The sequence below is a fragment of the Shewanella sp. GD03713 genome (assembly GCF_029843705.1).
GTDB lineage: Bacteria > Pseudomonadota > Gammaproteobacteria > Enterobacterales > Shewanellaceae > Shewanella.
Genome location: NZ_JAOCIW010000001.1, coordinates 4,297,666 through 4,318,834 on the forward strand (window position 1 = coordinate 4,297,666; position 21,169 = coordinate 4,318,834).

A 21,169-nucleotide genomic window follows, 5' to 3' on the forward strand; every position below is an offset into this window, starting at 1 on the left:
TCGGTATCGCCGAGGGCGGGAGTACAGAATGAAAAAACTCATTGTTATTGCCTTAGCGGGTATGGCGTTGCAAGCGCAGGCTGCCAATCCCCATAAAGACGTTCTCAAAGGCCCCTTCGCCACAGGTTCTGAGGTCACAACTCAGTGTTTAACCTGCCACGAAGACCAAGCCACAGACATGATGAAAACCTCCCACTGGACATGGGAGTTAGAACAAAAGCTCCCCGATAGAACCGTATTACGCGGTAAGAAAAACAGTATCAATAACTTCTGTGTGTCGATTTCCAGCAACGAGCCTCGCTGCACCAGCTGCCACGCAGGTTATGGCTGGAAGGACAGTAACTTTGATTTTAAAGATAAAACCAAAGTGGACTACCTAGTCTGCCACGACACCACAGGCACCTATGTAAAAGACCCCGCCGGTGCAGGCGAGCCCATGGCAAAACTCGATCTGGCTAAGATCGCGCAAAACGTGGGTGAACCCGTGCGGGATAACTGCGGTAGCTGCCACTTCTATGGTGGCGGTGGTGATGCGGTCAAGCACGGGGACCTCGACTCCTCCATGGCCTACCCCGATAAAGCCACCGATGTACACATGGACAGCGACGGCAATAACTTCCAATGCCAAAACTGTCATACCACTGAAAAACATCAAATCTCGGGTAATGCCATGGGGGTATCCCCAGGCGGTATCGACCATATAGGTTGTGAGAACTGCCACGAGAGTGCACCGCACAGCAACAAAAAGCTCAATACCCATACCGCAACCGTGGCTTGCCAAACCTGCCATATTCCCTTCTTCGCGAAGAATGAACCCACCAAGATGCACTGGGATTGGTCAACTGCGGGTGATGATAAACCTGAGACCGTAGATCAATATGGCAAACACACCTATCAGAAGAAAAAGGGTGACTTTGTGTGGGAGAAAATGGTCAAGCCCCAGTACGCTTGGTACAACGGCACGGCTAACGCTTATATGGCGGGGGACAAGATGGACCCGAATGTCGTCACTAAGCTGACCTACCCCATGGGCGACATTAACGACGCTAAAGCCAAGATTTATCCCTTTAAGGTGCATACAGGTAAGCAGATTTACGACAAGAAACTCAATATCTTTATCACCCCAAAAACCTATGGCAAGGGCGGATATTGGAGCGAGTTTGATTGGAATTTAGCGGCGAAACTGGGTATGGAAGCAAACACTACCATGACTGAAAAAGGCATCAAATACAGTGGTGAATATGATTTTGCTGCCACTGAAATGTGGTGGCGTATCAACCACATGGTGTCACCGAAGGAACAAGCGCTTAACTGTAATGACTGCCACAACAAAGGCACTCGCCTCGATTGGCAAGCCTTGGGCTATCAAGGCGACCCCATGAAAAACAAGCAAGGCCCTAAGCATAAACAACCATAAGCTGTTCCACTCGCTATCGCCTAACCGAACTTAAGGCATAGCGAGTATCGCTCCCCTGCAAACCTTTGAGAGCTTAGTACCCGCTGGCTAAGCTCTCTTTTTTATCAGCTATACTCTGCCAACAAAGACAAATCGCCGCAGTTAAAAAATAATACTGTCCCAGTTTGTCTCAACCTACAGGCGTGAAAAGGAGTTTGGCTCTGTTTATAAGTCAAATTAACTGATTTTTATGGCATTTATTTTGCCTAATCAGGCAATGTTTAATTGTGGCAACCTCTATGACCGCGGGCAAAACCCCAACACAGCACCCGACTCAACCGCTCAACCGTTTACTCGGTGAAACCAGCGGCGCCTTTGCCGACCTAGGCACTTTTTTACCCTTAGTCTTGGGCTTAATTGCCCTAAACCAATTTTCGCCCCAAGGGATATTTTTAGGTTTCGGCTTATTCGCGATCTTAAGCGCCTTATTTTATCGCCGCCCTATTCCCGTCCAACCCATGAAGGTCATCGCCGCCCTCGTCATCGCCCAAGGCTTAACGCCTGGGATGTTGCAAGCCAGCGCCATGCTGATGGGTATCATACTGTTAATCTTGGCGTTTAGTGGCGCCATTACTTGGCTTGCCAAGCAATTATCCCAAGCCGTGAGTGTCGGCATTCAACTAGCAATTGGTCTGCAATTGATGTGGATGGGCACTAAGATGATGAGCGACTTTTGGCTGCTCGGACTCGGCGCGTTTGCCTTGCTATTTGTGAGTAAATTCTTACCGTTACGTTACCTTGCTATGCCACTGGTGATCGCAGCGGGCATGTTGTGGCAAGCCAACAGCCAAACCGACATCGCCACCAGCCTGAACATTCCCGCTTTGAGTACATCCTTACATTTAGCTTTGCCTAGCCTTAACGAGTGGAGTTCAGCAGCGATTTTACTGGTACTGCCACAGCTCGCCCTCACCTTAACCAATGCGGTCATTGCAACTTCAGCCATGGCGCAGGAAAAATTTCCCGAAGATGCCGCCAAACTCACACCCAAAAATTTGGCCATTAGCTCTGGGCTGGCCAATTTGTTACTCGCGCCTTTTGGTGCGGCAGCCATGTGCCATGGTGCAGGAGGCCTTGCGGTGCAATACCACTTTGGCGCACGCACTCACCTCGCGCCATTAATCTTCGGCGGTACTTGTGTGGTTATCGCTCTATTCTGGGATGGGCAAATTGCGTGGTTGCTCGGGCTTATCCCTGTGGCGATTCTCGGCAGTTTGCTGTCCATCGGCGGTTTGCAACTGGCGTGGTCAAAGCGCCTTATCGATGGTAAGCCCTTCTGTATCTTTGTGATCCTCGCAACCGCAGTCACTTGCTTGGCTGTCAACGCCGCAGCGGGCCTGGCTGTTGGCATTCTTCTTGAGCAAGGTCGCCGCACTTGGGCAATGCTCGCGATGCGTTAAGTACCAATATCACTCCGCCATAAAAACAACAGCGCATCATGCGCTGTTGTTTTATCTCTTAAAATGTTCTTGCAGGATTGGTGGGCGTATCCTTTTGTGCCAGCGCCCATTTAGCTTATGCCTTATACGACACAAAACGATAACCAAATTAACAGAAAATCCTGCTATGGCGTATTTGGGCTAAGCCTATCCTTTAGGCAATACCACGGTTACCACACAGCCTTGCTGCCAGGGTAATTGGGTATGTGCCGATTGCTTGCAGTTTTCAATCTCAATACTGCCATGGTGGCGGCTGACGACATCCTTACAAATGGCTAAGCCTAAACCGAGTCCCGCATCCTTGGTGGAGGCAAATGAGGCCATTAGCTCGCTGGCTTGGCGTTGCAATCCCTCACCATTATCAATCACTAATACTTTAATTTCAGTGGGTTGATAGTGGATCTCAATCCTTAACTGGCGCACTCGGTGATCTTCACAGGCTTCTAGCGCATCTAAACTATTTTTGACTAGGTTGACCCACATTTGACTGAGGCCCACGCTATCCCCCAAGACTTCAAAGGGATGACCTTCAACCAGCACTGTGACTTGCACACCTGCGCGGTCTAACTCGCGCCGCAGCAGGGCTAAGGCTTCTTTGACGACTAGGGTCACATTGAGCGGTTCGGCCTTAGACTGGCGACGTTTGAGTAAACCGCGAATACGGTGCACAACCGCCCCGGCCCGTATCGATTGCGCGTTGATTTTACCCAAAATATCATAGAGTTCAGGATTATCCTGCCCCAGCCTTTCTAGCTGTAGCATGGCGCCTTCACTGTATTGGGTTATGGCGGCAATCGGTTGATTCAGTTCATGGGCCAACCCAGCACCAATCTCCCCAAGGATCGCCGCACTTTGTAAGCGTTCTAACTGCAATGCCTTGTCTTTTAATTGCCGCTCAGTACTGACTAAAAACTCGCTCTTTTGGCGGAATTTATATTCGAGCCACAGGTGATAAATGGTCGACACAATAAAGATCAGCAGTAATACCCCACCCCACTCTTTATTTTTCTCCATCCATTTATACACGGTTTGATATAAGGGAGGTGATGCACCTTGCAGCTGTAATTCTTTAAATAATTCAATCACCTTTAGCTGACTCACCGGCGCAGTCCAACCTAAAGTATCGGCGGTAATGGCTGCCACATGGTCTGGGGGCAGGTCAAACAAGGCACGGGTGATTTGCATGGTAATGCGCGGCGATACAGTATCCGCCGCCGCAAATGACCAATTAGGATAGAGTTGGGTGCTCACCTCGCAGTCATATCCAGGAGGATGGGTTGGATGAATGACACGATAGTCCGCCTTATTGATAAGCCCAGTTTCAATCATTTCCTCTAGGGTACAAAAAGGCGCAATGGCGGCATCGGCACTCCCATCGCGCACTTGATAGATCAGCGGCGCGAGGGGAAATCCTAAAAATCGCACTTGGCCAAAGAATTGCTCCGGTAAATAACCCATTTTATGCAGTAATCCCATCGCAGCCTGATAGCCGCCAAGTGCCTGCGGATCGCTAGCAACCACATTCTTACCGCGTAAATCCTGCAAGCTACGTATAGGGCTATCGGCACGCACAATAATGGTCGCGCCTATGGTGAAAGTGCTGCCCTGATGTTTACGGCTTTTCATGGTCGCCAGCCAAGAGAGGGGGAAATTATTACTCAAGTGCAGATACTGGCCGGGGTTAGTCACAATAAACTGCAATTCATTGCTCAGTAACTGGCTACGCATACCATTAAAGTCGACGGGCACCACTTCAAAACGGCTATTAGGGACGTTTTCGCTAAGGTAATCCATCATAGGCTGCCAGCGCTGTTTTGCCTGTAACACCCCATGATTCGCCAGCACTCCCACTTTAAATTCATGAACGGGAATGTCTTCATCGGCATAGGACAAATTAAGCATCATTACGCTCAATATGCAGCTCACGAGTATTGCCCTACACCAAGTTCTCATTGCTATCGCCCTGTCTTGTATGCTTTTGTATTCGGAGTACTTTATACGCAAGGCCAAAATGATGCTGTGAATAACACCAAACTCTGGCATTCCCCCTAAAGTGATTTAACTAATTTAGTGATAAACCTCCCAAGACCTAGGCTTAAAATTGAGCCTACGATAAGGCAGGCTTAAGCTGATAAAGAGTCCCACCACCAAAAGGAAAACCATGTCCACTATGCTGCCGCTGTATTTAGTCGATGATGATGAAGCGATTCTCGACTCCTTAGGGTTTATGCTCGGGCAATTTGGCTACCAAGTACAAACCTTTAGCAGTGGGCGGGATTTTTTAGCCCAATGCCCGTTAACTCAAGCGGGCTGTGTCATCTTAGATAGCCGAATGCCGGAGATCACTGGCCAAGAAGTGCAGCAAAAGCTGCTTGAAACCCAAAGTCCATTAGGAGTGATTTTTCTCACTGGCCACGGTGATTTACCCATGGCATTAAGCGCTTTTCGTAAAGGCGCATGCGACTTTTTTCAAAAACCTGTGTCGGGTAAAGCCCTTGTACAAGCGATTGAAAAAGCACATAAAGAAAGCCAATCCAGCTTTGAGCAACAGAGTCTGCAGCAGAAATTTGCCCAACTGACTGAGCGCGAACAACAAGTATTAGCCCATGTGGTTCAAGGCATGACCAACAAACAGATCTCCGAAGCCATGTATTTATCCTTAAGAACCATCGAAGTGCATCGCGCAAAGATTATGAAAAAGCTTGAAGTGAACAATATGGCAGAGTTAGTACAACACTTAGGAAATCTAAATTCTGTTTTATAAATCAGTGACCAGCACGCTAAACAATCGCAATATATTCTCGCCACGCTTGTCACGATTAAACCGCTAATTCCATATAACTCAGACCATTTAGAATGCGCTGATGGCGGCGTTTTCATCCAAACTGCGACAAGCTGTCGCAGTTTGCATCTTTGGCTTTGTATCAAACACCATTCACTGCCACACTCAAGTTAGGTTCTCTCCTTTATGCTCCGTAGGCATTAAAGATCCACTGCTTTTGAACCTTTCCCCGAGTACGGCCAGTGTCCTCGGGGATTTTTTTATCCCTACAAACCCCGCCTCGCCGCCCAAAACCCGAACAACCAATGTAGCGCTATTGTTAATTAAATTAATATCTATCAATAACTTAATGATAATTTTTCAAAATGAAGTTAGAATGCGACTATCTTGGCAACAGGTGAGCAGTATGAGTCGTTTACACACATCTAAGGGATTCACCCTAATCGAACTAGTGGTGGTTATCATCATTTTAGGCATTCTTGCCGTAGTCGCAGCCCCGCGCTTTATGAATCTAAGTCAAGATGCCCACGATACTCGGGCAAAAGCTGCTTTTGCTGCTTTTACCTCTGGCGTCAAGCTGTATCCGTCATTCCGCAGCTAATTCCAGAATTTAAATAGTGTGATCTGGCGATCAGCTTTTCATAAAAACTACGACACCATCTTGACCGCGATCGACAGTTTTGATCTATTACTGCTATTTGACGGTCTCAAAATATGTCTACCCATCCTGTTATTAAACGCTTAGATCACCTTGGTCTCATTGCCGCCTTTTGTCACGAAATTGGCCTGCCACGGATGATAGATGCCGTTATCCCAAAATATTCTGACCACAATGTTTCTCATGGTGACGCGGTATTGGCCATGCTCCTAAATGGACTTGGCTTTCATAGCAGAACACTGCACATGTTCTCGGACTTTTTTAAGACCAAGCCTGTATCTAAGCTACTCGCCAAAGACATTGAAGCACACCACCTGACTGATGATGTACTAGGCCGCACATTAGATGCTCTATACGAAGCCGATGTCTCAGCGCTCTATCAGGTTATTGCTGAGCGTGTTGTTGATAAACTGGGCTTGACGACCGATTCTGTTCATCTTGATATCACTAGCTTCCACGTTGATGGTGAGTATGCACAAGATGAAAACACCAACGTGATTAAGCTTGTAAGAGGTTATAGTCGGGATCATAGGCCAGAGCTTAACCAAGTCGTGCTTGAACTCATCTGTGAAAACCAAGCAGGTATTCCTGTTTACATGCAAGCACTGAGTGGTAACACCAATGATGCCAAGGCATTCGCTGAAGTCACTAAAAGACACATACATTGCCTAAAAGCCGCGCAAAATAGTCGTTACTTTATCGCTGATGCCGCTTTGTACACCGAAGAAAGCATCTCCTCGCTAGATGAGCAAAATCAAAAATTCATTACCCGTGTCCCCATGACCATCAAGCTCGCAAAACAAGCACTACTTGCGCTAGAGCCAGAGCAATTAAGCACTATCGGTCATGGCTACTCAGGATGTTGGATAGACTCGGATTACGGAAAGGTCAATCAACGTTGGTTGCTCGTTCACAGTGAACAGGCCACCAAGCGGGAAGAAATCACTTTCTTCAAGAACTTAGAGAAAAACATAGCAAAAGAAATCAAAGCGTTGGAAAAGCTAAGTAAAAAACCATTCGCTTGTGAAGTTGACGCAGAATTAGCGTTTAACGATTTCAAGAAACAATGTGACTTACTTGGGTTTGAACAAGGCACTCTCATCAAACAGCCGACTTACTCTCATTCGGGCCGCCCAAAGACAGATGAAGCACCGACAGGATACCAATACTTTATCGAAGCCGCCCCCTTCACCGACCTAGAAAAAGTAAAACTGGCTAAGCTCAAAGTAGGCATGTTTATCCTCGCGACGAATGACACCGACAATGAAGCACTCACCATGGCGGCTCTTCTAGCACATTACAAATCGCAACAAAAAGTCGAGCGCGGCTTCCGTTTTCTAAAAAGCCCTGAGTTTTTAACCTCTTCCATCTTCTTGAAAAAGCCTGAGCGCATTGAAGCGTTGCTAATGATAATGACGTTGAGCTTGCTTGTTTACGCTAGTTTAGAACACAAAATCAGAGAACAACTCGCACAAACCGAAGCGTTCTTCCCAAGTATGGTAAAGAACAAGACGACCTCCAGACCGACGGCACGTTGGGTCTTCTTGCAATTCGAAGGCATAGATACGCTAGAGATTAACGGCCAAAGGTTCATCACTGGACTTCAAGATCACCAAACACAACTACTCAAATTACTCGGTAGATTCTATGAGGTAGTTTATTCCTAAATTAGCTGCGGAATGTCGGCTGTATCACAGTTGTTGGCTTGCGGGCGGACACTCGGGATATACCCAAAATCTCGCTTGCTATGGTGATGGCACTATCGACTCGACCACCACGGGCTTTCCACTCGGAAAAGACACGGCTCAAAGCAGCAGCCAAGGCACTCAATTACAAGGCGCTTACTGCGGAGAACTGTGGCAATCGTTACTCGATAATCAGGACTTTGTCCTTACCACACACACGGATTGGGAAACGCAACAAGCACCCAATATCGACATCGTCTACTGGTATAGCGGCGGCGCGATAAGTGACCCTAATACTTATTGTTACTTTAACTATGTGTCGGATGATCGCCGCCTTGGCAGCGAGAATTGGGAGCTAAAATACTATCCCCTCGATGGACGTACTGTTGTCGGCCGCTCCTCGTTATCTGCACCTTAATCCATCCTGCATATCCGCTTTCACCACAGGACAAAAATCAACAAAGTCCTGTGGCTTTTTCTGCAATAACTTGAATTCTGACTATCCATCCGATAGCGACGTTGTTTTTCACCGCATCATTTTCATTGCGGGAAGACACCAAGATTCCTTTTACATGCGGTCATCAAACTCACCAAAGATTGGTATTAATTCTATAGATTTGTTACCTTTTTGTTTATGGAACACCCAGATGAATAAACGCCAATGAATAATCTAATTGTTACACCAGGCTACGCTTCACAATTCAGTTGTATAGGCTCCGCATGTGAAGACAGTTGCTGCCATGACTGGACCATCATTTTTGACAAAAAGAGTTATAAAAATACCCTTAACCATCCCAAACTCGCCTCTCTCGCCAAAGAGGCATTTATTGAAACCAAAACCGATGCTAACCAGTGGGCGCAAATCAAACTTAACGCCAATGGCACCTGCCCATTTGTAAACGAACAGCAGTTGTGTGCCATCCATGCCGCGGCGGGTGAAACAGCCTTAAGTCATACCTGTAAAACCTACCCCCGTATTAACAATGTTATCGCAACCACTAAATACGAAAGTTTATCTCTATCATGCCCTGAAGCTGCCCGTCTGGTGCTATTTGACGCCAATGCGTTTCAATTTGAGGCAAAGAGCGGTGGCGCAAAACGTCCAACTGCAGCCAATCCTGCATGGTTAGAAAAAACCTACGATTACAGTTTGGATCTATTAATAAATATGGGCGTGGATTGGCAACAGGCACTCATGGCCATAGGATTATTGGTAAAAGTCAGTGACCAAGTAAGGCAAAATGCCCTGCCTATTGCACAGATAGATCAGCGTTTTGAACAATTAATCTTGCTGGCTCAAACCAATCAAATCGATGAGCAATATCAAAAAATACCCTATACACCACAGCCCCAAACCCATGCTTTTGTTTCGATACACGATCAATTATGTAAACTCCACTCAAGAAGTTTAAAGCCTCGCTTTACCTCGCTTAATGAAGCAATTGGTTTGTTATGTAATGAGAGTAATCAATATCAAATTGATCATTTAAATAAAGCTTGGGAAGAAAAAGCATTACCCGCGTTGAGCAATTATCAGGATTTATTTGACCGTTATATTTTATATTCGCTTTACCATGAGCATTTCCCCATGAGTCATTCGCAGCAGCCTTGGATGGCATTTCGCCTGCTCGTGATAGATTGCTTTATGATCCGCTGTTACTTATCTGCCATGGCATTTAAAAATAATGGACTGACAGACAGTGACATAGTGCTTTGTTTTCAGATCTATAGCGTTGTGCGCCAACATAAAGCGAAATTTGCCGAGGGCATCAATCAGACCCTGCAAGAATGTGGTATTGATAGTATTCCCGCCGCCATCAGTCTATTAAAAACCTCGTGATCGCCGAGGCGAGACTGCCGAAATAGCACCAACGGCAGTCTTTGCGTATCAGCCGACGCCTCTATAGTGGCAAGACTGAAGCTGGCCGCCATTTCCCAGTAAGCTTTAATTTTGTTGCAAAAGGCGCCCGAACACGTAAACCCCATTGGCTTTTTCTGCAATAACTTGAATTCTGACTATCCATCCCCATATTTAGTCCATCATCCACCGCAGAATTTTCATTGCGGGCAAGAGAAGAGGATTCATTGTGACCACTATCGTATCAGTACGCCGTAATAACCAAGTTGTCATCGCTGGCGATGGCCAAGTCTCCCTAGGCAATACCGTCATGAAAGGTAACGCCAAAAAAGTGCGTCGCTTGTATCACAACAAAGTGTTGGCAGGTTTTGCTGGCGGCACCGCCGACGCTTTTACCCTATTTGAGCGTTTCGAGTCCAAACTCGAGATGCACCAAGGTCACCTATTACGCTCGGCTGTTGAACTTGCCAAAGATTGGCGTACCGACCGTATGCTGCGCAAACTCGAGGCTATGCTAGTGGTCGCCGATGCCGAAGCCTCACTTATTATCACAGGTAATGGTGACGTAGTGCAGCCAGAGCATGATTTAGTCGCTATTGGCTCGGGCGGCAACTATGCCCAAGCGGCGGCACTGGCACTACTGCAAAATACCGAATTATCGGCGCTGGAAATTGCAGAAAAGTCATTGACTATTGCCGGCGATATCTGCGTATTCACCAATCAATTCAAGACAATTGAAGAACTTAATTACTAACAGGGCGTGAGGAATATTATGTCTGAAATGACCCCCCGTGAGATTGTCCACGAGCTGGATGCCCACATTATCGGCCAGAAAAAGGCCAAACGTTCCGTCGCCGTCGCCCTGCGTAACCGCTGGCGCCGCATGCAGCTAGATGCCGATTTCCGTCAAGAAGTTACCCCAAAAAACATTCTGATGATTGGCCCAACCGGCGTAGGTAAAACTGAAATCGCCCGCCGTTTGGCCAAACTCGCCAACGCGCCATTTATCAAGGTTGAAGCCACTAAGTTCACCGAAGTGGGTTACGTGGGTAAAGAAGTCGAGCAAATCATCCGTGATTTAACCGACATCGCCATCAAGCTGACCCGCGAGCAGCAAATGGGCAAATGCCGCCAACGCGCCGAAGAACACGCTGAAGAGCGCATTCTCGATGCCCTGCTGCCCAAGCCGAAAAATGACTGGGATAACACGGAAAGCGATACCAGCTCCAATACCCGTCAAATCTTCCGTAAGAAGCTGCGCGAAGGCCAATTAGATGACAAAGAAATCGATATCGACGTGGCCCAGCCACAAATTGGTATTGAAATCATGTCACCGCCCGGCATGGAAGAAATGACCAACCAACTGCAAAGCCTGTTTAAAAACATGGGCCAAGCACCGGCAAAACGTCGCAAGATGAAGATCAAAGAAGCCTTTAAGCTGTTGATCGAAGAAGAAGCGGCCAAGCTGGTAAATCAAGAAGATTTAAAAGAGCAAGCCATTGAATTGGTTGAGCAGCACGGTATCGTGTTCCTCGACGAAATCGACAAAATCTGTAAGCGTGGCGAAACCTCAGGCCCAGACGTTTCCCGCGAAGGCGTACAGCGCGACCTATTACCTTTAGTCGAAGGCTGCACAGTCACCACTAAACACGGCATGGTGAAAACCGACCATATTCTGTTTATTGCGTCGGGCGCATTCCAGATGTCAAAACCATCGGATTTAATCCCTGAGCTACAAGGCCGTTTACCGATCCGCGTTGAGCTAGATGCGCTATCAGCCGATGATTTTAAACGCATTTTAACTGAGCCACATGCCTCACTGACCGAGCAATATATCGCGCTGATGGCCACCGAAGGCGTGACCATTGAGTTTACCGAATCAGGCATTGAGAGCATAGCCAAAGCGGCATGGCAGGTGAACGAGCGCACCGAAAACATTGGTGCCCGTCGTCTGCATACCGTGATGGAAAAGCTGATGGAAGATATCTCCTATGAGGCTTCTGACAAGTCTGGCAGCTCATTTGTGATTGATGCCGATTATGTGAGTGCTCACTTAGATAATCTGGTTCAAGACGAAGACCTAAGCCGCTTTATCCTGTAACTAGGGCTGTTATCCAAGCCTACTATGTTCGTTCCGAACATTGAGTGCAAAATTGTGACTGTGGCTAAGGCTTACACTTTGTAACCTTAGCCACAAATTGTTATGTTACAGCTTGTCCATTCTCAGCATTTTCTTGGCACTACCTATGACCACTAGCACACCCAATGTCACCGATCTTAAGCTCAAGCGTAAATCGCGCATTTTAGAAATCAGCTTCGATAACGGCGAGCAGTATCAACTCAGCTGTGAGATGTTACGCGTCTATTCTCCCTCCGCCGAAGTGCATGGTCACGGTAACCCTAAGCTGGTCACCCACAAGAAAAACGTCAATATCACCCGCATCGAACCCGTAGGTAACTACGCGGTAAAAATCGTCTTCGACGATGGCCATGATACTGGCCTATTCTCCTGGCAAGTGCTTTACGATCTCGCTACTCACCAAGTGGAACTATGGGAAAAGTACCTTGCACGCCTACGAGCCGAAAAGGCTTCACGCGAACCCTTGATCGCGATGAATATAAAGTACAACTAATCGAATTAAAGTCGTGGGGCTTCACCCCACACCCGACCAAGGAGGACTGCTCGTCCTATCCTCCTTGGATGCTCCAAGACGCCCCAACGGAGTTGAAAGCCCCTTGGGCATAAAGCGTTCTTATGCTATCGCGTCAGACGCTCGTCCCTGATTCGACTGACGTTATCTCGGCATCCATGCCTCGCTCACGCAACGAACGCAAATGCCCTGCGGCAACTCCGAGGGGATGTGTATTCTGTAACTTCGGCGTAAGCTGTTAATACCAAGAGCAATCAACATTGTAAAATTTAACAATGGGTGTCTCGATAAATGCCATGAGTAGTTTGTGAATCTGTTACTTCTCTTGCTGATCTGAGTATCTAAGGAAAGATAATGTCGGAAAAAGTCCCCTGCACAGCCTGCCAAACCTTAATCATGCCAAGCACCGCCGAGCGCAACGCAGGCTTATGTATGCCCTGCAAAAATGGCAATCGTGAAAATATTGAGCAGGCAAAAGCCTACTACCAAAAGGAGCGGGAATTAGATAAAACCTGCCCTTTTAGAGCGTTGTTGCGAGATATTGTGGTGCGGGTGCACGACGATAAGCAGGGCTTTCACACGTTAAGTGAAGCGGCGCAGCACTATTACGCCGTCAATTGTCTCTCTGGCGAAGTCTACAACGGCGGCTTTATCCAGTATTTCGATAACTCATCGGGTGAGCATTATGCTGTTGCCGAGCGCGGCCTTGAGCAAATTGGCGCTTTGCACTCGTTAGCCCTATTACAACAGGCTAAACAGGTGGTATTTGGCGACGATCCCGTCCCCACAGATAGAGATCTGCGTCTGGCCGCAACCGATAATCCAGTCGCCGAAGCCCGACTCAATCAACTCGATGATGAGTTTTATAAAGATTTGGATAATCTTGATATCAAGCTAGAGAGCTATGCAATACAAACTGGATTGGTTAGCGCAATCGAATGATTGCGGGTTTACCTCAATTAATTCAATCATTAAGTGATCCATACCAAGAGCTAAAGGCATTCAGCTTAATCTTGGTTGGCTCATTGAATGACACTACTCAAAGTCGTGGGGCTTCACCCCACACCCGACCAAGGAGGACTGCTCGTCCTATCCTCCTTGGATGCTCCAAGACGCCCCAACGGAGTTGAAAACCCCTTGTGCTCATAGCCAAATTTGCTATCGCTTCCGAAGGATGCTTCCCTGCACCTGCGAAAGCTAGCTCGCCATCCATGGCGAGACTCACGCAATTTGTCTATTAGCCCTGCGGCAACTCCGAGGGGATGATGTATTCCTTTGACTCTGATGTGATTGGTACACTGTTCAGGCATAAAAGCTATGTCTGTTCGATTTATATTTATCGAGTTAAACTTTATATTATAAAGCTAAATAAGTTCTTGTTTAGCACACGCTATATAAGCATATTGTTTCAGATGACTAGGTAATTTCACTGGGCGATTGCATTTCATCATGTTAAAACCAATGCCTCCCATCACTGATAAACCTTTTAAAGTTAAGCCATATCCATTACCTATTCCTATCTCAGTTAGTATGGCAGAGGTAAAACCTACTACACCTTCAACAGTTAAAACATCTACAGCACATCTGCTTATAGAAGGATATTTAGTTTCATCAATTAATTGATTTAACTCTGTAATATCCTTTTCAACTTTTCGTTTTTTTCGTTCAAGTGCTTCCAAACTGTTCTGAGATACACATATGCTATCTTTGAGTTCATCAATACTGTCTCGCAACTCAAGCAGCATATTCTGACGTTTTTGTTTGAATTCAAGTATTTCAGGAAGAGGAACGTCGGGAGTAAATACTTTCAGTGCATCAATTAGACTAAAACATAATGCTTCTTGCTTGCTTTCTTTTAATGCATTAAGTCCTAGAGTCCTAATGTTAGATGCTAAACTCCACTCAATATTTTTATCAGTTAGTAATTGTTCAAAAGCTTTGCTCTCTAAAGTTCGCCAAAAAGTTGAGCCAATATTCGTAGCACCGTAAAAATTTACACTTACATATTGCGCTACACCTGCATTCATTAAATACTCAAAATCTTGCCCCATACCAAAATGGATAAGGTTGCTTTGAGGGCAGACAATATGATCCCAAAAAAGAAGGTATTGTCTAAGATTCTGTGCATCAATTCCTCCATTAAATGTAAATCCAGAAGCGTTAACATCAATGTTTTGTGTAATCATTAATCCACGAGGAGTCATTGCACTTAACCTTATTAAGCTCTTTTAAGAAAAGAATTCAATTCACTATTTAATTTTCAAGTCTAATACTAGCAATCAGATCTGCAAAGAAAGATCGAGCATATTCTCATCTCTAATTTGCAATAAAATATAAGACTGAATTCTTTCGTGATCATCTGTTAAAGCAACACCCACAGGAGTTTACCTTCCCCTGCGAAGTTGCCGCGGGGCGTTGGAATAAATTGCGTGAGTCCGGTCATGGATGACCGGCTAGCTTTCGCAGGTACAGGGACGTTGCCTTCGGAAGCGATAGCAATTTATCCATAAGACCAAGGCCAGTCTCTAATGCATCTAACTTCGCTAGGGGCGGCAAGGGAGATCCAAGAGGGAATTGCTGTTGATCCCCTCTTGGTCGGGTGTGGGATGAAGCCCCACGACGTTGACTTTGACTTTAATTTTAAAAGCCTTTTAAACGCAATAAACGAAGTTTACAAATAAACCTTATTGTCGGAATCCCGACAAATACCTCGCCCTGTGATCCTCACAGTGCTGCAATCCGTAATGTTCAGCAATATCCCATCGCGAAAGATGTAACCGCGACAGTCATCCATCAGAGTCCAGCTAATGCAATTACGGCAGCAATTACAACACTTCCATACGGTTAGGCTGATTTTAGGCGATCAGCTTAATGCCCAACATACTTGGTATCAGCAAATCGATCCCAAGGTGCTGTATTTAATCGCAGAATTGCATCAAGAAAACACCTATGTGACGCATCATGTGCAAAAGATTTGCGCGTTCTTTGGTGCCATGGCGCAGTTTGCCAGCGAGCTTGGTGCTGCAGGGCATCAAGTGCGTTACCTCACCCTCGACGATACCCAAGACTTTGCCGATCTCAACGCATTACTAGAGTATTTTGTCGCCGAAACGGGGGCGATTAAGTTTGAATATCAACGGCCTGACGAATATCGACTCCTCGCGCAATTAAGCCAGTTGAAGTTGGCCAATGCCGTGGTGAATTGCGTCGATACCGAGCACTTTTTATTGCCCTTTGACGAAATTGATAGGGAATTCCCCCAAGGGCAACACAGGCTGATGGAGCATTTTTATCGGCGAATGCGCAAAAGATTCAATATCTTAATGACAGATGGCAAGCCCGTTGGCGGACAGTGGAACTTTGATGCCAACAACAGGCAAAAGCTTAAATCCCAAGATATCAAATCTTTACCTACACCTTTGATGTTTGGCCACAATGTGCAAGACATTCTCGCTCGCCTTACGCGCCATGGGATTAATACTATGGGCAAGGCGGATACGCATTTACTCTGGCCGATAAACCGCGTGCAAAGCCTCGAATTACTTCAGTATTTTTGTGAGTACTGCCTGCCCGCCTTTGGTCGTTTTCAAGATGCGATGACTCAGCAACATCCGGCGCAGTGGAGCCTGTACCATAGTCGGCTGTCCTTTAGCTTAAACGCCAAGCTTATCAGCCCATTAGAAGTGATCAATGCGGTGATTGAGCACTATCATGCCAATCCTTTTATTGAGATAGCCCAGGTCGAAGGCTTTGTTCGGCAAATCATCGGCTGGCGTGAATATGTGCGCGGCATCTATTGGGCGAATATGCCCAACTACGCCAACATTAACGCCCTCGAGGCCACGCGCAAGCTGCCCGACTACTTTTGGCATGGCAAGACTCGAATGAATTGCCTGCACCACGCCTTATCTCAGTCACTCGATTATGCCTATGCCCATCATATTCAACGTTTGATGGTGATTGGCAACTTTTGTTTATTGACCGAAATCGCCCCCGATGAAGTAGATAAATGGTACTTAGGCGTATATGTGGATGCGATTGAATGGGTCGAAATGCCCAACACTCGCGGTATGGCGCTATTTGCCGATGGCGGCATAGTCGGCACTAAACCCTATGCCGCGAGCGGCAGTTATATCAATAAAATGAGTGATTACTGCGGCAGTTGTCATTACAAGATAAAAGAACGTAGCGGCGCCCTTGCCTGCCCATTGAACAGCCTGTATTGGCGCTTTATGGATAAACACCGCGCACAATTCACCCACAATCCACGCATCGCCATGCTGTACCGCACTTGGGATAAAACCGATGAGGCGGCCAGGCAAGCCATTCTGGCAACAGCCGAACAACATCTGGCGCAACTTGAACGCCTTTAAAGGCTTATTCGCATGGGAGAAACGCGATGAATATTTTGGTATTAGGTGGCAGCGGTGGTATAGGTCACGCCATGGTGAATAAGCTGCGCGAAACCTATCCCGAGGCCACTATTTATGCGACCTATAAACATCATCAGCCAGATACAGGGCGAGGCGATGGCGTTATCTGGCATCGGCTGGATATCACCCTTGAGGAGGAGATTAAGCAACTGAGTCAAAACATTCCCCAATTAGATTGGCTAATCAACTGTATTGGCATGCTACACACCGAGGATAAGGGGCCAGAAAAAAGCGTGCAGGCACTCGATGGGGATTTTTTCCTGCACAATATCAAGCTAAACACGCTGCCCAGTATGATGTTGGCAAAGCACTTTGAACCCACGTTAAAGCGCAGTGAGTCGGCAAGATTTGCGGTGATATCGGCCAAAGTCGGCAGCATTAGTGATAACAGATTAGGGGGTTGGTACAGCTATCGCGCCTCGAAAGCGGCGCTGAATATGTTCCTTCACACGCTATCGATTGAATGGCAGAGAAGCATGAAACACTGCGTGGTGCTAGCACTGCATCCCGGCACTACGGATACGCGATTATCCAAACCTTTTCAGCAGAACGTGCCCAAACAAAAGCTGTTTACACCAGAGTACGTCGCCCAATGTTTAGTCAGTATTATCGCCAATGCCACACCTGCACAAACGGGCAGCTTTTTGGCCTACGATGGTGCAGAACTGCCTTGGTAGCGATACAAGCGTTTAGCACAGATACGGATTAACCTTGGCAGCTTTCAGTAATGACAGTGCTTAACCCTGACAACACTTAGCCTTGGCACCTCTTAACCTTGACAAAAGTAGGCATAGTTTATCCGGCTGCCTTGCCCCCATACAGCCGTCCAAGTATTCACATCGCTCATATAGCCAAAGTGGATTGCCTGCGATGTATCGCATGCTTCTTGAAACGGCGCCTTGTTGTCATTAATAAATTGCGCCGAAGCCGCCAAAATATCACTGCACTCATCGTCGGCAACTAACCAGATAAAGTCTTCGCGGCAATCTTCCCTAGCAACCATCTCTTCTGGGGAATATAAGTCCAGCTTTTGTTTGAGTGTTCGCCACTGCTCGAGCGTGACATTGCAGGAGATAGCCAGCTTATCAAGCACCCCAGCACCACCAGCCCAAAAGGATAAATCAAAGTCTAACTGCAGAGGTTCTGGAGCAAAGCCCAATAGATTTTCAACAACTTGTAAGCTTTTAGCTAAATCGGCATCGGGCCTGCGATAACGCACCTCAATCCCATCATACTCACGCATACTACAACTCCTTCCTTGAGCAAATTCTCATTTACTTGAGCGGCCCGGTTTCACTCACGGGCTTCTTTAATAACTTACGCTGTAAGGTACGGCGGTGCATCCCCAGTTGGCGGGCGGTTGCCGACACATTGCCCTGATTAGCATTGAGTACTTGTTGAATATGCTCCCATTCCAGCCGTTTAGGGCTGAGCGGCGAGTCGTCGATTTCATCTTCAGGTAGTGCACTCGCCTGACTATTCACCTCGAAGGCCGCCAACAAGGTTTGGGTATCGACGGGTTTAGCAAGATAGTTGTCGGCGCCGAGGCGAATCGCTTCTACTGCGGTAGCAATACTGGCGTACCCCGTTAGCAGCACCATGATCACCTTAGGCAACAGATTACGCAGGGGCACGATCAAACTCAGGCCATTGGCCTCGGCCAGTTTCATATCCAACAGGATATGGGTTGGGCAAAATTCCCGCGCCACCAGCAGCGCATTACTGGCATCGTGACTTAAGCGGCATTCGAAACCATGGCGAGTCAACCGCCGCGCAAGCACGCCTGCAAGAGCCTGATCGTCTTCAATAATCAATAGCCGTTTCATAGCGCCTCCGCAGTCGTGGCCGATGCATTAGGGTGCAAGAGAGTAAAACGAATTTGCGCCACTGTACCCCCTTGAGGATGATTGGCGAGGATCAACTCCGCCCCCAAACGTTCTAGGCTGGCATGGCTGAGTAACAAGGCCACGCCTAAGCCGTTGGGGCTCTCGATTAATAAGGTACCCAATTGTGGCAATAATGAGGGAGCGATACCCGCGCCATAATCACGGATCTGCAAATAAGCCCGCCCCTCGCTTGGCGAACAATCGACGCTAATATCCACCTGCGAAGTACCTATGGTTTCGACACTGGCGCGGGCGGCATTTTCAATCAAGGCCATAATGGCGGGGGTTAAGCTCATATCGGTTAAGATCTGTTGTTCTTCCAACTGCTTAGGCGCGCAGGTGATCAACCAATTGAGTTCGGTTTGCGGCATCAATAACTGGGTTTTCTGCTTTAATCCCGCCACCAGCTCAGTGACCTTTTGTGGCCGCTGACGACGATCACGAATCGACTCTGTCGCCAGCCGCAGCTCAGTCAAGGTATGTTCGCAGCGACCTAATGCAGTCTCCATTTCAACTACAGTAATCGAAGGTTCGGGTTGTTCTTCCCTTAATTCGTCGAGCAATAACCGCAGTGTCGATAGCGGCGTCGCCAGTTGATGGGCCATTTGTGCTGACACAGTACCTAGCGCCAATAACTGCTCCTGTCGCAGTTGTCCTTCGCGCATATAGGCAAGCTGCGCATCTTGACGGCGCATGCGCTTGGCAATTAACGCCACACTCGTGGTCAATACCAGCGCCGAAATCACAAAGTTAAACCACATGCCGAGATAGTGGGAGCTCATATCCATACCGTGGTGATGCATTTGCGACTCTGGCACGGTAAAAATCATCAGGCTGTAGGCAAGCGTAGAGATCGCCGTCAGGCTCCAAGGCGCCCAAATCGGCAGCGTCACGGCGGCGAGCGCTATGGGTAATAGCAGTAAGGAGATAAACGCATTGGTCGCCCCGCCCGAAAAATACAGCCAAGAGATCCAAAACAAGGTATCGAGACTCAGGGCAATAAACAGGCCACGCTCTTTCGCAAACAAGGGCTTACGCAATGCCAAGGTGAGCGACAAATACAACACCTCCAGCACAAACACATGCACTAGCGGCTCCATTTGTAAACTCAGGCCAAAAGTATCAGCGGCAAACAACGTCAAACCGATTTGCAGCAATAGGCCTAAGGTTCTAAGCAGCGCCACTTGGTCGGCGGCTTGTAAATTTGTACCTAAAATCTTAACCATGGAGATTCCTTAAACTACAGCCTACCGCCGCCAGTGCCGCGCTGGATTGGCTAAGCGCCTGAGTTAGCCCTGTCTTAAACGCTAACTCAGAGTAGATCCCCAAGGCGGCTAAACGCCCACAACTTAAGGTGCAATCTTGCGGCCTTTTGGCGCTATCCATGGGTGTTTGCTCAGGAAGTAAATGCGCGCTATCAATCCCTAACAGTTCACTTAAGCCGAGCAGCATTTGATACTTAGTCATGGTTTGCGTGGCACTAAAATGGTAAATCCCTGACACATCGGCAGCATGTAACTGCCGCTGGATGAGCTTAGCAATGGCATTGGCAATATCCGCCGTCGATGTTGGTGCACGAATGGCCCAATGGTCGACCCGCTGCGGTCTGCTATCCAGCAATTGGTTGATTAGTACCAATACCGCAGATTCGCTCAGCTGAGTCACTTCGCCGTAGAGGATAGGTAAGCGTAACACCGCAAAACCACTGTCGGTGTTCAGTACACAAGTTTCGCCCTGCAATTTAGACTCGCCATAAAAATTGACCGGATTGGGCGCTGCATCTTCGGCATAGGGAGGCGTTGTGCCATCAAACACATAGTCGGTGGAAATATAAAGCAACCAAGCGTGATGGGTCTTGGCGACCTCGGCTAAGGTTTGGCTAGCACTAAGATTCAGTGCTAAGGCATGTTCTGGCGAGCGCTCGGACACATCGGGGCGACGCTCGGCGGCGCAGTGTACTATCACCTCGGGCTGCTCACGGGCAATAAAAGCTTCAACCTCCGCGGCTTGGGTTAGATCGAGCCGATGAGTCCCCGCCTCGGCGCGGCTAAAACCTGTGGCAATCACCCTATGACCCACGGCGGTTAACTGTTTGACGACCGCCCTGCCGAGTAATCCAGTTGCGCCCGTTACCATAATGTTTGCCATATTGCCCCGCGATCCTTAGCCATTCATTTGGCTCATAATTCTAAAAGCTTTTCATATTCAACGCACTTGTTTACTCTTATTTACCAGTGCTTAACCGCATCGAATTTGTACCACTTAACCCAATTAACAACCAAAAGGCTGAATTTGACTCAAGCACTTCCCCTCATTCTTGC

At 47.5% G+C, this 21,169-nt stretch carries 17 protein-coding genes and 2 pseudogenes; 13 read left to right on the forward strand and 6 right to left on the reverse strand.

All coding sequences use genetic code 11. The features are described from left to right. Window positions 1-28 precede the first annotated feature (28 nt). Complete coding sequence (locus N5E87_RS18790) at window positions 29-1,417, forward strand: tetrathionate reductase family octaheme c-type cytochrome (protein ID WP_279775695.1); 1,389 nt, start codon at window positions 29-31, stop codon at window positions 1,415-1,417. A gap of 278 nt (window positions 1,418-1,695) precedes the next feature. Beyond that, window positions 1,696-2,856 carry a putative sulfate/molybdate transporter gene (locus tag N5E87_RS18795; protein WP_279775870.1) on the forward strand — a complete coding sequence of 387 codons (1,161 nt, stop codon included), beginning with the start codon at window positions 1,696-1,698 and terminating at the stop codon, window positions 2,854-2,856. 186 nt (window positions 2,857-3,042) lie between these two features. On the opposite strand, the gene N5E87_RS18800 is transcribed toward N5E87_RS18795, so the two are convergent. Next, window positions 3,043-4,848 carry a sensor histidine kinase gene (locus N5E87_RS18800; protein ID WP_279775696.1) on the reverse strand — a complete coding sequence of 602 codons (1,806 nt, stop codon included), beginning with the start codon at window positions 4,846-4,848 and terminating at the stop codon, window positions 3,043-3,045. A gap of 208 nt (window positions 4,849-5,056) precedes the next feature. Here N5E87_RS18800 and N5E87_RS18805 point away from each other — a divergent pair, with 208 nt between their 5' ends. From N5E87_RS18805 to N5E87_RS18845, 9 genes and pseudogenes are all read left to right on the forward strand, one after another. Then, window positions 5,057-5,659 carry a response regulator gene (locus N5E87_RS18805; protein WP_037422732.1) on the forward strand — a complete coding sequence of 201 codons (603 nt, stop codon included), beginning with the start codon at window positions 5,057-5,059 and terminating at the stop codon, window positions 5,657-5,659. A gap of 424 nt (window positions 5,660-6,083) precedes the next feature. After that, window positions 6,084-6,260: pseudogene (locus N5E87_RS18810) on the forward strand (prepilin-type N-terminal cleavage/methylation domain-containing protein); the annotation flags it as partial. Between the two features lie 131 nt (window positions 6,261-6,391). After that, window positions 6,392-8,002, forward strand: a complete 1,611-nt coding sequence (locus tag N5E87_RS18815; RefSeq protein ID WP_011787758.1) for an IS1634-like element ISSpu7 family transposase — start codon at window positions 6,392-6,394, stop codon at window positions 8,000-8,002. A 16-nt stretch (window positions 8,003-8,018) separates the two neighbouring features. Continuing rightward, a pseudogene (locus N5E87_RS18820) lies at window positions 8,019-8,438 on the forward strand (pilus assembly protein PilD); the annotation flags it as partial. A 243-nt stretch (window positions 8,439-8,681) separates the two neighbouring features. Continuing rightward, window positions 8,682-9,860: a flagellin lysine-N-methylase gene (fliB, locus tag N5E87_RS18825; protein WP_086902266.1), complete on the forward strand. Its 1,179-nt coding sequence runs from the start codon at window positions 8,682-8,684 to the stop codon at window positions 9,858-9,860. Between the two features lie 247 nt (window positions 9,861-10,107). Next, a complete protein-coding gene (gene hslV, locus N5E87_RS18830; RefSeq protein ID WP_011073856.1) occupies window positions 10,108-10,632 on the forward strand; it encodes an ATP-dependent protease subunit HslV in 525 nt (174 codons plus the stop codon). An 18-nt stretch (window positions 10,633-10,650) separates the two neighbouring features. Then, entirely contained in the window at window positions 10,651-11,979 is a 1,329-nt protein-coding gene (hslU, locus tag N5E87_RS18835) for an ATP-dependent protease ATPase subunit HslU (RefSeq protein ID WP_055648059.1), read from the forward strand. A 145-nt stretch (window positions 11,980-12,124) separates the two neighbouring features. Further along, complete coding sequence (locus N5E87_RS18840; RefSeq protein ID WP_133178288.1) at window positions 12,125-12,511, forward strand: DUF971 domain-containing protein; 387 nt, start codon at window positions 12,125-12,127, stop codon at window positions 12,509-12,511. Window positions 12,512-12,883: 372 nt separating this feature from the next. Further along, window positions 12,884-13,471, forward strand: coding sequence for a DUF4375 domain-containing protein (locus N5E87_RS18845; RefSeq protein WP_279770385.1), 588 nt, complete (start codon window positions 12,884-12,886; stop codon window positions 13,469-13,471). Between the two features lie 422 nt (window positions 13,472-13,893). Here N5E87_RS18845 and N5E87_RS18850 read toward each other — a convergent pair whose 3' ends face one another. Beyond that, window positions 13,894-14,733: a DUF6236 family protein gene (locus N5E87_RS18850; protein WP_279775697.1), complete on the reverse strand. Its 840-nt coding sequence runs from the start codon at window positions 14,731-14,733 to the stop codon at window positions 13,894-13,896. Window positions 14,734-15,336: 603 nt separating this feature from the next. Here N5E87_RS18850 and N5E87_RS18855 point away from each other — a divergent pair. Then, window positions 15,337-16,902 carry a cryptochrome/photolyase family protein gene (locus N5E87_RS18855; RefSeq protein WP_279775698.1) on the forward strand — a complete coding sequence of 522 codons (1,566 nt, stop codon included), beginning with the start codon at window positions 15,337-15,339 and terminating at the stop codon, window positions 16,900-16,902. A 26-nt stretch (window positions 16,903-16,928) separates the two neighbouring features. After that, window positions 16,929-17,639, forward strand: a complete 711-nt coding sequence (locus N5E87_RS18860) for an SDR family oxidoreductase (RefSeq protein ID WP_218678281.1) — start codon at window positions 16,929-16,931, stop codon at window positions 17,637-17,639. Window positions 17,640-17,731: 92 nt separating this feature from the next. Here the strand turns inward: N5E87_RS18860 and N5E87_RS18865 are convergent, their stop codons facing one another. The 4 genes from N5E87_RS18865 to N5E87_RS18880 are packed head-to-tail and all read right to left on the reverse strand — an operon-like array spanning window position 17,732 to window position 20,996. Then, window positions 17,732-18,205: a hypothetical protein gene (locus tag N5E87_RS18865; RefSeq protein ID WP_218678280.1), complete on the reverse strand. Its 474-nt coding sequence runs from the start codon at window positions 18,203-18,205 to the stop codon at window positions 17,732-17,734. Between the two features lie 31 nt (window positions 18,206-18,236). Next, window positions 18,237-18,788 (reverse strand): response regulator, encoded by a 552-nt coding sequence (locus tag N5E87_RS18870; protein WP_133182261.1) that lies wholly within the window; start codon window positions 18,786-18,788, stop codon window positions 18,237-18,239. Beyond that, window positions 18,785-20,074 (reverse strand): ATP-binding protein, encoded by a 1,290-nt coding sequence (locus N5E87_RS18875; RefSeq protein ID WP_279775699.1) that lies wholly within the window; start codon window positions 20,072-20,074, stop codon window positions 18,785-18,787. The genes N5E87_RS18870 and N5E87_RS18875 overlap by 4 nt, the downstream gene beginning before the upstream one ends. Then, entirely contained in the window at window positions 20,067-20,996 is a 930-nt protein-coding gene (locus N5E87_RS18880; protein ID WP_279775700.1) for an SDR family oxidoreductase, read from the reverse strand. Before N5E87_RS18880 ends, N5E87_RS18875 begins: the two co-directional genes overlap by 8 nt. Between the last annotated feature and the right edge of the window lie 173 nt (window positions 20,997-21,169).